The organism is Hominilimicola sp., from assembly GCF_046972485.1.
GTDB lineage: Bacteria > Bacillota > Clostridia > UBA1381 > UBA1381 > Hominilimicola > Hominilimicola fabiformis.
Genome location: NZ_JBKVWU010000014.1, coordinates 20,984 through 34,784, shown reverse-complemented (window position 1 = coordinate 34,784; position 13,801 = coordinate 20,984). Strand labels below are relative to the sequence as shown.

Below are 13,801 nucleotides of genomic sequence, written 5' to 3'. Positions count from 1 at the left end.
AAGCTACCCATTACGGAGCTTGCCCGCCCGTTCTTCCTCAAACAGCTTGCCATGCAGGAAGTACAGAAAGAACAGGCAGCAAAAGACGGAAAGCCTTACTATGACAATGACCTTGTTGTAGCAAAGCCGGACGGCGCACCTATCGCCGCGTCGTGGGTGTCCTCTCAATTTGGAAAGCTGCTTGAAGATTTGGATATGCCGCACATTCGTTTTCACGATTTACGACATACGGCAGCGACCAATATGCACCAACTGACAGGCGACTTCTATACGGTTGGCGAAGTCTTGGGGCATACGCTTGCGGGTATCGGCGCGTCGCTTGGGCTTTCCATGAACTTTGAAGCTGTTACCGCCCGTTATGTGGACGTGCGGCTTGAACGAAAAAAAGAAGTTTTGGACGCTTACCATAGCGCGGTGGAAAAAGCAGCCCCGGAGAAACCAAAGGAAGCCGAGCCGAAAAAAGGAAAACGGGCAGCAAAGAAAAAACACAGCGAAATAGACCTTTAACCGCTGTATCTCTTTACTGCTCTTTACAACCTTTTATATGCCCGCGTGGAATTTGGGCACCATTTGGGCACCATTTACGGAAAAAGCACCATGAAAACAGAGGGTAAAAGAAACGCCGACAACTCACAAAAACGTAGTGTTCATGCGGGTTTTCGGCGTTTTCCTATCCCTTAACGGGCTTCTATTCATCTTGTGCGAGAGAGAAAAATTCTACTATTTTTTATAGCAGAAGTTGCCGTAACTGTTTCTCCTGCGGTTAATTCTGTTTTGTCAAATTCTATTTCACCAACCGAGAACGGTTCTTCAAATTCTCCCTTTACAACTGTTATTCCTAACAGACCTGCTAAGACCTCGCTTGAAAGACATTCAAAGTCAACGCTTTCTATTTGATTAACCTTGCCAAAGTCAAGAGCGAGAATATTTGAATGTGCCTTGTCGCCAAGCATTTGCACATATCCCGCTTCCGCATACGGTTTTGATTGCTGATAATTGAGCCAATCGTCAATATTATCAGGGTTTGTAAGCGGAAGTATCTCCTTTGTTCCGTCTTTCATATTGACTGTAATTCTCGCGTTTTCAATTCTGCTCTGCATATTGTTTGTAGATACGCTTAACATAAAGTAAATCTTTGAACCGTCTGTATTAACGGGAATATTCATCTTGTCGGGGAACTGATTATACAGCGATACAAACGCCGCATTGTTTCCCTCTGATGATGAAATTTTAAACGGAACACCTATATTAGTTGTATATTCACCGCCGCTTGACGGTAAATTAAGACTGCTCGGAACACCGTTCGTGCCCCTGTTCGGCTCCCACCAAGCGCGTCCGTTCGGAAGAACTGTTCTTTCCGCGTCAGACGACCAATAAAATCTTTCAAGTCTGTAATGCTCGTTGCCCTCATAAGTGAGGTCATATGTATTTTGGTGAAGTGTTCTCAAATCCTGATTTACAACGCCGTCAAGCGATATTGTCTGATACTGCTCCGCAGTATTTGTTACGGTATCCTTTAAATCCCAAGCGGTAATTTCACCGTAAATTGTATTGTCTATATCTCCGCTTAAAACTGCTGTAACCTTATTATTACCGGGTGTTAAATCGGTTTCATTTTCAATCGGTACAAGAATTTCATTGCTTGCGCCTTTTGCAGCTATTGTTATATTTTCTTCTGTAACTTTTCCGCTTACGGTTGACAATACAGCGTTTAATGTAAGCTGTTTTTCAGTGTTATTTGTGAGCTTTACTTTTATTCCTGCATTTGCGCCTGTAACAATTTCCATATCGGTTAATTCAACTGCGTCCTTAATTTCAAGGTCAACAGGCAACACTGCGGTCATATCGTTTTTCTCTACTGTAACAAAGAATGTATGATGTCCTGACTTTTCGCCTAATTTTACTGTTATTGTATCTGTGCCGATACCGTCCGTATTTGTAATTAAGCTCTGCGGGTCTGAAATCGCTGTGATTTTACCGTTTGATTTAACAGTGTAATCGGAGTTTTTACCGCCGACAGCCTCCGTTTCTACTTTTGCGATTTCGTCATTTGCGTATGTTACCTCGACAACCGCGCTGTTGCCGACAGGAGTTTTTACATTCACAAAATTATCAACAGTGTAGTCTGTTACCTCCGTGCCGTTTACCTTAACGCTTGTAATTTTTGAGCTTCTTGTCGGAACGTGCATTTCATAGCTTAAATTTTCTTTTGATGTTACGCTGAATTTATCTGTGTTATTTTCGTATTTATAGTCATAGCTTACAGCGTCCATTTTTATAGACGCATATTTCCAATCTGCGGGGAAGCCGGGCTTTATATCAGCTTTTGAGTCCGGAACATTTACTTTTATTCCGAATATACCCTCTGCTGCTGTTCTCGCATATTGGGATGTGCAGTCTGCAAAGTCAATATGACCGTTATTTGATAAATCGGCTTTTACGATATGCTGAACAGTTCCCTGACCTGCCGAGCTTCCTTTCATAAGGGGAACAAGACAAGCTCTGAACTGTTTCATTCCCATTTCGCGCTGACCGTTTTCAAAATATGCAAGGGCATTATTCATAACCTCCTCAACATACAATCCGTCGCTTGAATAATATTCGGGCAGTCTGTTTGAAGAATACTTAAAATCTATATTGTCCCAAATTTTATCTAAGTTTGCAACACTCGGAACAGCGTAATCGGTAAATCTCATCATTTGATATACCTGCTCATCAGTCGCAATACCCATATCAACAGGGGTATATATTGACGATAAATCAGGCGCGGCGTTAAGTCTGCCGTAACCAAAGCGTTCCTTTACCTCGCCGAATACGCCTGTGTCAGCGTTCCAAAGCTGCTCGTTCATTTCCTTTTTGATTAAATCAGCCTTTGTCTGATATGCTGCCGCATCGTCTGTCTTACCAAGCTTTGCGGCGATTTTTGCCATTGTATTATATGCTCTCCAAGTATATGCTGTGGCTATTGAGCCTGCGCCGCCGTTATTCCATTTATTATCGGTATTCCAAGCATCAAGCCAATTTTCATATAAATTTGTTCCAGGAACCTGCATATAATCGTCCATAAATTTCAGGTGTCCGGCGATAAAGTCATATCCGCCCTCCTCTGAAAAGAACGCGTCATCTCCCGTCCAATCCCAATACTGCATTATAATGTCTACCATTACAAGGCTCATATTATAGCGTCCGTCGTGAGATGGATATGCCCATATTCTTCCTGTATCTTTCTCCTGTCTTGCAATATAATTTTGAATATTAGTTTTTATTCTGTCGCTCCAGCCTGCATTTACAAAGCAATAGCCGCCGCGCCAGCCGCCTTGTCCGTTATGCCAGCCGATTGCCCCGTGAGTTATAACAGGATTATCCCATATGTTATCCATTGCCATAACCTGAGCGCGCATAGCTGAATTGATGTACGGGTCGGGAGTATCAATTTTTATAGTTTCCGCAACTCCCTTAAAATAATTAACGCTGTCATTGAATATTTCTCTTGCGTTTGTCTGATATTCATTAAAATATTTGTTTTCTGACGGACTATCTGTTGTAATCATCATATATACTGTATTTTCGGTATTACCGTCAGTCGTACCTACTACCATTGGTTGATTTGCCGCTGTTGAGGTTAATAACGCGTCCACTCCTGAACTGTACATTGACGAGTCCTTTGCGGCATAATTCATTTTTACATTTGATGTGCCGCTTATTGTAGCATATGAGCCTGTGATACTGAATGAATTATCAGTAAAGGTCGGAACAGTTGAATTTGTATCAGACGGACTAAATTCAAGTGCGCTTGAATTTCCACCCGTAGGCTGTTTACTGTCTATTCGGTTTCCGCCTGCCGCTGCAACTACCAGCTTATCCTTTACACTGTCGGGAAGCTCCGCTTTTACAAGCATAGCGTCGATTTTGTCCGAGCGTGTATATGTCAGCTTTATTTCACCCTCGAAGGAACTGTCTTTTATGACATATTCCTCGTGTCCGTTTACATATCTTGCAGTTATATTGCTCATTTCATCAAGCCATTTTCCGTCCTTTATTCCAAGGAACATATGAGCGAAACGGAAAAAACTTGTGCCTGTACCCGCATTTGATAATACCAATTTCGGTCTGTCGCCGAGATAATAGATATATCTGAACGAGGTTTCGCCATTATCGTTTGTATGCGCCGCATATATAGGACGCGTATAATTTTTGTTTCCGTTATCAATTTCAAAGCCGCCGTCAACAGGCTTGTATGTAAACGGATTTTTTGTAACTACAACCTTTAAACTGCCGTTTATATCAGCAGTTGAAGCGGTAACCGTTATGGTCTGTTCTGTTGCTGCGCCGTCTGCTGTAATCATAGCCTTTGCGCTGTCAAAGGTTATGCCGTTATTGTCATATGCTTCCATACTCCAAGAAAAGTCAGTATCTTTAATTTCAATGCCCTTTTGGTCGTATGCCTTTGCAGTATATGTAAAGCTCTTATTTCCGCTTTTCGGTATTTCTATTGACATATCACCGTCTACGGCGATTTCTGATAATACAGGCTTATATACTCTTACTGTCTTGCTTGCGGTTATATCGCCTGATGTTGCCTTAATTATAACGTCGCTGTCGCTGTTTGCTGCGGCTGTCAGCACTCCGTTTTCAAAGGTGATACCGTCTGTCGTATTTTCAGCGTTCCAGCCGCTTAATTCCTCTGACGGCATTTCCGCTCCGTATTGGTCGAATATTTTTATTGTATAGGTTTCACTTACCTGCGACGCGGTTTGTAACATATCCGCTCCGATTATATCTATTTTAGAAGCAGTCATTTTATATGTTTCTATTTCTTCTGAAATTTCGTAAACATTTGGATTATCTTTTAATGCAACCTTTACCTTAAAAGAGCTTGCCGCTGCTGATGAAGTTGAAGAAATAACACCTGTGTTTTCGTCTATGCTTATTCCGCTATCGTTTAATTCTGTTTCGTCAGCATTTAAAAGCGACCATTTAAGCGGTATTCCATATGCTTCGCTGCCTGCCTTGTCATAGCATTGTGCAAAAAATTCTGTACTGACAGTACCGTTATTTGGTATCGGAAGTTTTTCAGCTGGATTTATCAGACTTACAGAAGCCGCTAAGCCTGCCTGCGCTATGGTAATTTTTTTGCTGTCATATACCGCGCCGTCATAGCTTAAAAGTCTTACGTTATATTCGCCCGCGTCTGCTTCGGAGCTTACAGTTAAAACGCCTGTCGCAGGATTTAATGTTATGCCTGTCGGTAAATTCTCCTGTAAACTTTCTGTATCATCTGAATTATAAAGCTCAAACTTTACTAATTCTTTTGACAGCGGTTCATAGCTTGATAAATCAATGCCGTTAAACAAAGCCGCTGCGACAAGATAGTTTACTGTTTTTGTTGTTCCCTCGGCAGGAATAGAAACCTTGCTTATATCGTCTGTTACTCCGATAGTAACCTCCGTCGGCGCAGGTTTATATACTTTCATATTTCTGACGTCAACCGCGCCGGAGCGTATATCGCTTTCGCCGTTTACTTTGTTTGTAACATTAAATTTTGAAAATATTGTATTTTTTAAATTTCTGATTACTTTTTCTGACTTTGTCGCTTGTGCTTCCTCGTCTGTACCTGCCGCCTTAGTATAGCCGACCATACTTGTTGTTCCGTTTGCAAGAAATTTCACGTTATACCATTTATTCGCTTCCGCACCCTGATACATAGTATCGTAGTTTGACGGATTACCATATTTGGTTTTTATTTTCTCTCCGTCAAAAATGACAGTAGGGCCAAGCTTCGAGCCGCCGTATAATTCTACAACACCCGAATTTGCGTCTGAAAATCTTACGTCAAATTCTGCGACATATACGCTGCCGCCGGAAATTGTGTTGTCAACCTTTCGTGTAATCTTTTGTTCTGTGTCTGCTGCTGTATAGCGCATATACGGAATTTCCTCGTCGGTTAAGATTTCCATATTTTCTGTCTTGCCCGTCCATTTGTTATTTTCCGATGTAAAATCTTCATTGAGATACATCTGCAATTCTTCCGCGTTTGCATTTAAGACAATAGCCGGAGTAAATGTGCATATCATCTGTATAGATAATATTGCGGACAAAATACGTTTGAAAACTTTTGATTTCATAGGTCTGCCTCCTTAAATTATTTCTTAATTTATTGTTAATTTTATTATACAATATCATCTTGATTTTGTATATGTCAAAATAATGCCTGTTTTATGATAAATTCACGCATTTTTATATTGCGTTGATTTCCACAATATGATATACTAAAAGCAGGGGTGAACGTATGAATAAAACTATCCGATATTCTTCGTTTGAAAATAAATTTGAGGTGATATACAGGAATGAAATTCCTACAATTCAAATGCCACCACATACGCATAATGCGATTGAATTGTATATAAGTTTGACACCACTGTCAAATATACTGCTCGGTGATAATGTAATGCCGCTCAAAGAAAATTCGCTGCTTATAATACCGTCATATTGTATTCATCAGTTTACACAACTTCCTGACTGTGAGTATAAGCGATATATTATAACTATCAGTACGGAATGGCTTGAAAATTTTATAGCGGGCAATAAAAGATACAGCTATTTTACTGATACAAAAAAACCTATCGTTATTACTCTTGATGATAAACAAAAAGCATTATTGCTTAATCGTATGCAGGATTTTATCGCCTGTAAAAACAACGATACCTTTTCTGAAATATCAATATTTTTTGATATTCTGAAAATTATAGACGGATTGATTTATACTCACGCTGAAAATGACGAGGTGGAAAAGAGAGTTACAGGAACGCAGCAAACGGTCAATCAGATTATCAAGTATATAAACGCGCACCTTGTTGAGAATATTCATCTTACGGATATTGCAGAAAAGTTTTATTTAACACCTAATCATATATCACGAATTTTCAAAAAGCATACGAATACGCAAATAAGCAATTATATTATTTTACAGAGAATGACAAAGGCAAAACAACTTTTTCGCGAGGGATTTACAGTTGCGGAAGCGCAGATAGCAACAGGATATTCAAGCTATGAACATTTTTTCCGTACTTTCAAAAAGAATGTCGGTATGACGCCAAAAGAATATATAAACGCTTATTATAATCACGAATCATAACCACCAGTAAACTGGTGGTTTGCACAGTCCCTGGAATGGACAATTACAGGCTTAACCCCTCTAAGGGGCATTGAAGCCTGACACCGCATTACTATCTCAGGCAGCCGCTCACGTGCGGCTGTCTTTTTTGCCTACTTTCTCTCGCTACCCGTAAACGGGTCCATACACTCTTTCAGACTAATCTGGTCTGATGCATAATCTTCTTCAAGCTGATTTCGGATATAGTCTGCAATTACTTTTTTGTTCCGTCCCACTGTATCAACATAATAACCTCTACACAAAAAATTCCTTGAACCATATTTATATTTTAAATTTGCATGCCTATCAAATATCATTAGTGAGCTTTTTCCCTTGAGAAATCCCATGAATTGTGCTATACTTAAATATGGCGGAATACTTACCAGCATATGTATATGGCCAAGACATGCTTCTGCTTCTATTACTTCTACTCCCTTTTGTTCACACAATTTTCGGAGCATTTCTCCTATATCACGTTTTAATTGACCATATATCTCTTTTCTCCTGTGTTTTGGTGCAAACACTATATGGTATTGACATCTGTATTTTGAATGTGCTGTGCTTTTTATTATTTTTTAACATTGTTAAAAACCCTTGATTTTATGCGATTTGTGTACAGGTTCTGTAAGCGTAACCGTACCATACCGAGTGTTCTTACAGAACTTTAAAGTTCTTGTATGTCACTCGGTTTTTTTTATTGTTTTTTCAGTATGAGGATGCTCCGGTGTCAGGTAATCCAACTGATTTGTGAATTTATCGCAAGCAAAAACCGCTCGTCAATAAAGGCATTTCACCTCTATTCCGAGCGGTCTTTTTTCTCATTATTTATGAGAGGAATTTCAATATTTTATTTTAAGTTTTCAACCATACGCATAAATACTGAAGCAACCTGTGCTCTTGTCGTGTTTGCTTTCGGTGCAAAGCTACCGTCTGTATTACCTGTCATAACGGACTTTTCAGCCGCCCATATTACAGCGTCCTTTGCATAATACGAAATATTGTCGTTATCCGTATAAGATGTGTTGCTGCTTGTAGTTATGTCATATCCTTTAAACTCTGCATAGCGATAGATAATCGCCGCCATCTGTTCACGGGTAATTGGCTCGTTCGGAGCAAAACAATCTTCAGAAATACCCGAAACAATACCGTTTTCATTCGCCCAAGCAACTGCACTTTCGTAATAGCTGCCGCTTTCAACATCAGTAAAAGCACATTTTCCCGTCTGTGGCTCATTTTCCATACGATAGATAACCGTTACAAACATCGCTCTGGTAACTTCGCTGTCAGGTGCAAATTCTGTGTTTGATATGCCCTTCATCAAGTCATTTTCATACGCGTATTTCACCGAATCGTAAAACCAGTCATTTTCCTTAACATCGGTAAACGGATTTTTCCATTCACCGTTATCCTTTTCCGTCCATTTCGCATATAGAGTGAAGTTCTTTGTTACCTTTTCAGTAAAATCATATTTTGTTTTGAGTCCCTTATCGGTATACCAGCCCTCAAAGTCAAATCCGGCCTTTATCGGTGATTCCGGCTCTTTTATAACACTGTTTTTTGTAACGGTTTTGCTTGCAATATCATTACCGCCGTTTGTTTCAAATGAAACGGTATAATGTACATTACCGCCTCCGTTACCGCCACTTGATTTCGTCCAGTTAGCGGTTACAGTTACGGCTTTACTCGGCATTGTAAATGTTGTTTCTGCCGACTTGCTGTCCGCAAACTGTACACCGTCGTCTGTCGTCCAACCGCTGAATTTATATCCGCTGCGTTCGCCGGCCTTAATCGTTACCATTTCACCCTCTGAATATTCTCCGCTACCCGAATTTTCCGCATAGCTGCCATTTACCGTTACGGTGTTTGATATTTTCTTTATAACAAGTGCAGTCTGCGGCGTTGAAGTATTTCCGGTAAAATCCTGTGCACAAAGCATAATAACACCGCTTGTTTGACTTTCATAGAGTTTTCCCGAAACAGCAAACTTACCGTCACTGCCTGCAACAACTTCTTCATTATCGCCGTACATAATTCTGCTACCCGCATCTGATATTCCTGTTATCGTATAGTCGCCGCTTTCATTGTCTGCATAAAATATATCAGATGAAAGTGTCAGAACAGGCGGTTCTTTATCCATATTAATAAGTAGGAATACACTTGTTACATCCTTGCCGGAAATACCGTCAATCTTGAACATCAAACTTCCCTCAAATTCCGGAATTGCAAAGGTGTTTTCACCGTTTTCGTTTGGTATTTGGTCATTTGTGTCCATTCTTGTCAGTTTAAATGTCGCATCAGCGTCCGATCCGCTCACAGACAAAGTATTGTCACCGCCGCCGATATACGCGTGATAAACGCCGTTTTCATCGGCAGTGCATTCGTTACCGTTCATCGAAAGTGCTATATCCATAGGTGTATATTTAGGAAGAAATTCGCCTGTGGATTCGGTTTCCTTACTGTAATACTTTCCGTTTTCCGATTTTTTGTATGCACGAACACCGACTTTATATGTCTTATCAGGCAACAAATTCTCGGCAGGAACAGACTCTGCGGTATCTCCGTTTTCATTTACACGAACGCCGTTTCCTCCGACAGTTAGTGCCATATCAACCGCTGTCGTGTCTTTATCCAAATCATATCCAAATCCTGTGTCTGTCCATTCTCCGTCTTTTCCCTCATAAATTCTCACACTATAACCGTCAACATTGTCTGACGCATTCCACTCCGCACGCATCACCTCATTTCCTGATGTTTGCAGAGTAACATCTGTCGGTGCGGACGGTTCGTTTACATTGGTATATGCAACTTTTGTATTAAACGCTTGATTATCAATAGCAATAAGTGCGTCTTCCTCATTACCGTCACCGTTAAGATCTGCTTGCTTTTTCGTCATAAGAAAGGCTGTTACATAATATTCACCTGTCGGTGCTATCGCACCCGATGTAGGAACGGAAAGTTCAATATTTGAGGTATCACTGATTTCCTGTTCTGAAATCATATAGTCCGCTCCGCCTTCTTCGTTTGAAAAATAAGTGCGGATAACGTAAGGCGTATTATCCACGGCATACTTCACCTTACCGGAAATTTGATTGTCAGTCAGTGTCAGAGCCAACTTCTCAAACGGCTCAACAGAAAATGCCTTTTCATCGGTAAAGGTCAACTCGCCTGCATCAACGATATACTTGCCACCTTCTTTAAGTCGCAGAAGAGCCAGACGATATTTTTTGCCGTCAGCGTTTGTTTTTTCCATATCTGCAATAGTCGTCGCGCTGACATCTTCGTCAGGATTAAACTGACTGTCATCAGTCATCCAGTCGATATTAAGCTCAGCGTTGCTATCATTGAAAATCTTTAGGTTGTCTTTGATCTGCTCCTCGGTTAGATTTCCGTCAAAGGCAAGTACGATATACGGCGCTTCGTCTGTACCGGCACTTGCTGAGATTTCCGTCCGACTCACGCCGGTGTTTGCAAGCACAAAGTTCTCATCACGCACCGCCGCAAAATTCGCATCGCTGTCTTCCGCAAGCATACTTACAACCGGTGACACACCTTTATCTGCCCAGTTCCATTCAGGCATATAGCCTAAAATCTTAAATTCAATATCCCAGCCGCCGCCTTTGCGGAAGTTGGTCTCTACGATTTTCGGCACAAGTACCCATGCACGAGCGCTGGCTAACCAACCTCCTACCTCAGCCACCACGCCGAGGTACACATCGACATTTTGGAAGGCTTGCTTCATCCCCTCCTCAACTGTGACGTTTCTGATTGGGAATGCCGTCTGACCGCCTACGATGAGATTGATATTTCCGACGTTAAACCCTTTGCCGGCAAGGACGGGACTACTTTTTGGAATCTGCACTCTGCCTGCAACCGTGCCGTTTGCACCGATTGCAAGATACAGATAATCATTGCTGTTATTCACTCCGCCGAAAGCACCCAATTCAATAGAAGAATCAAACGTTATAACGTCTATCTGTTTACTCGGCAGATTTAATGCAAGCTCCTTTGAGCCTCCGAAATAAACGCCTTCATATGTATTACCTTTATAACTGCGTTCCTGTCCGTTTAATTTTAAGGAATAGCCGAAGCTGTCGACAATCTGCGTTGCCGTGCCTGCACCTACAAGATTAACATCGGTTGCTTTTAGTGAAATCTCGCTCGGTCCTATAATAACGTTACCTGTTCCTTCAACAAGATGCAGATATGTTCCCGTCAATGCACCGCGTAATTTAATAGGAGGAATGGCAAGATAGTTGCCATTTACCGTTGCGGCAAGATCCTTAAAACCGGCACCGCCGCCGTTAAGCTGTCCTATCGGAACAGGCGGAACAAGTACAATTCCCGGTGATGATTTTACATAAAACCATAACTCGTCAGGGATAAGAGCGCCGTTATTGCTGCGTTCAAGAGCAAGTGCCGCCTCGGTTTCAAAAAGGTCAAAGGCATTCAGTTCAAGACTGAACGCATATCGCTCCTCACCCTTAAATGTGTTTACTTCACCCTCAACCTTTGCAAGTTCCAACGCCATTAAATCGGCGGTATCAAAGCTGCCTTTCGCTTTTACGCCGTTTACCTTAAATTCATATTTCTTTTTGCCGTTTACTGTCTTTTCTCCTAAACCGTAACCCAACTTTTCAAGCGAAAATTCAGCACCGTCAAATACTGTTTTGAATCCGATTTCACCGTTAAAAACAAGGTTGCCGTCCGCATCTGCGGTTGCTTTTTCCAACTTTGTCGTTGCATACGGAATATCGACAAAAATCACTGCGTCGTTTTTGTCGGGTTCAATATCAAATGAAAGACCTTCTTTTGACATTGTAATTTTCAAAGAGTCTTCCGCACCGTTTTGCGGCTGATAGAATTTGAATGACGGAGCGTTCAAATTAACGCCGTGCTGTTCGATTCGTCCGTCTTTGTAAACAATCAACTTTCCGCCATTATTTTCGTCCCACGTTGCCGTCACAGACGGAGAAAGCGTTGCCGCTCCGCCGGTAAATTCAAAAGAAGAACCGTTCGTGCTTTTATACTCGCCGGCTATTTGTGCAACAGGAGACGCATTATATTTCTTTTTCAAACTTTCAAGTGCAGCGTCATCCGAGACATATTCAACGGTAATTGCACCGTTCGACTCAAATACCGCAAGACGCTTTGCGGAAAAACTTGACGATATTTCGTCAGGCTTTGTCGGAAGCTCCTCGCTCAGCGTTTTCAGATTGCGATAACCCCACAGATACTGCGCACCGACCGACATTTCCGTATTTACGTCAATGTCAAAGCCACAGTAGCTTTTGCTTTCCACCCATGTAAGAACAGGAAAATCGTTCGGCTTCACTGTAACTGTCTGTGGCAAGCTTACACGCAGCGGAGAATCTCCGCAGTACACAATATCGAACTTATCGTAGTAATCGGACAGACCGACAAACGGATTTGCCCACGGATATGCGTCTGTGTAAATTTCATTAACATAAACGCCGTCTACATCGCCCCACGAGGTATACCCTTTTGGAACATGCTTCGTTGACATATCATCGATTTTGCCTGTTACAACCGAACTTTTCGTTGTTTTTTCGCCGCTTTCGGTTACTGTTGTGCGATCCATCTTAATCGCCGGACCTCCGGGGCTGTTTGCGGTTTCACCGTGACCCATTCCGGTGAAACTGTTTATCACATACCACCACTCAAAGTAAAAATCATGTCCGAATAAAGCATCGCTGTTCATTTGTATATCCCCAACGGTTGTCAAAACGCCCCAAGCTGTTTTATCCTTTTTGTCAAGACATACAAGCTCGTGATAAACCGTTACTTTTGTCGGTATTATTGTGCCGTACGGAGTTCCGGGAATATCGTACAGACCTATGTCCATGTTGTAGTCTGCCTTAATTGCGGTATTTTTCCCGTTCGGCGTTTCGGACACAAACTCCGCCTTTTGCAGTGTGACAGACGGATAGGTTGTCTTCTTATTTCCTCCGCCGGTATAAACATTAAATTCGCAGCCGGGGGCTTGAAGATCCTGTGTAAAAACCTCGCCTGTTTCCTTTGCGATTGCCCTCGGAACCGTTGCCGTATAGGTTTGATACTGCAAATCGTAGAAATAAAAGCTTATGTAATCGTTTTGCAGAAGAAGCGTTTTACCGCCGTTAAAGGTAAGTGTTTCGTTTTGCTCGGGCGCCGCAAGAATATTCATCGGCAGCGCGCAAACTATGATGCAAAGTGATAATATCACCGACACTATTTTTTTGCTCATTTTCTGTCCCTCCTGTTTTTTATTTTGATACACATTACGGTAATCACCGTTGCGATTATGAAAGTCACAACTGCTGTCAGCACATATCCGCACATTCCGTCAATCAGCAGAATTGCACCGCAATAACCGGCAACCGCCGCACTTTTGTACGATGTCGGAAATAATGCGGTGCAGCACAGCAAAAGAACGGAAAGCAGGGCGGTTGCCACTTTGCAGAAATTCAACTTTTTTGTCTCCCTGCAATATTTTATCTTTTTCGCACGTGCGAAAACTAAATTCATTCTTTCCGCATTAGATTTCAATTCACACACCTCCTCAATCCACCCTTTTATTATATAGGTGCTTGAAAATATAAAATTTCCCCCTAAAAAAACAAAAAAGACCGGATTTTTTCCGGTCTGAAT

General features: G+C 41.6%; 6 protein-coding genes. 2 read left to right on the top strand and 4 right to left on the bottom strand.

Going from position 1 to position 13,801, the window contains the following annotated elements; translation table 11 throughout:
• A partial coding sequence (locus ACLTU0_RS03380) for a tyrosine-type recombinase/integrase (RefSeq protein WP_412321401.1) occupies nt 1–507 on the top strand: 507 nt, incomplete at its 5' end.
• Between the two features lie 185 nt (nt 508–692).
• Here ACLTU0_RS03380 and ACLTU0_RS03375 read toward each other — a convergent pair.
• Entirely contained in the window at nt 693–6,125 is a 5,433-nt protein-coding gene (locus tag ACLTU0_RS03375) for an MGH1-like glycoside hydrolase domain-containing protein (RefSeq protein ID WP_412321400.1), read from the bottom strand.
• 164 nt (nt 6,126–6,289) lie between these two features.
• Here ACLTU0_RS03375 and ACLTU0_RS03370 point away from each other — a divergent pair, with 164 nt between their 5' ends.
• A complete protein-coding gene (locus ACLTU0_RS03370; protein ID WP_308456699.1) occupies nt 6,290–7,135 on the top strand; it encodes an AraC family transcriptional regulator in 846 nt (281 codons plus the stop codon).
• Nucleotides 7,136–7,266: 131 nt separating this feature from the next.
• Here ACLTU0_RS03370 and tnpA read toward each other — a convergent pair whose 3' ends face one another.
• The 3 genes from tnpA to ACLTU0_RS03355 form a co-directional block, all read right to left on the bottom strand.
• Nucleotides 7,267–7,725, bottom strand: a complete 459-nt coding sequence (gene tnpA, locus ACLTU0_RS03365) for an IS200/IS605 family transposase (protein ID WP_412321402.1) — start codon at nt 7,723–7,725, stop codon at nt 7,267–7,269.
• 275 nt (nt 7,726–8,000) lie between these two features.
• A complete protein-coding gene (locus ACLTU0_RS03360; RefSeq protein WP_412321399.1) occupies nt 8,001–13,397 on the bottom strand; it encodes an S-layer homology domain-containing protein in 5,397 nt (1,798 codons plus the stop codon).
• The gene (locus tag ACLTU0_RS03355) at nt 13,394–13,699 is read right to left on the bottom strand and encodes a hypothetical protein (protein WP_412321398.1); all 306 of its coding nucleotides are present in this window, start codon (nt 13,697–13,699) and stop codon (nt 13,394–13,396) included. Before ACLTU0_RS03355 ends, ACLTU0_RS03360 begins: the two co-directional genes overlap by 4 nt.
• Nucleotides 13,700–13,801 lie beyond the last annotated feature (102 nt).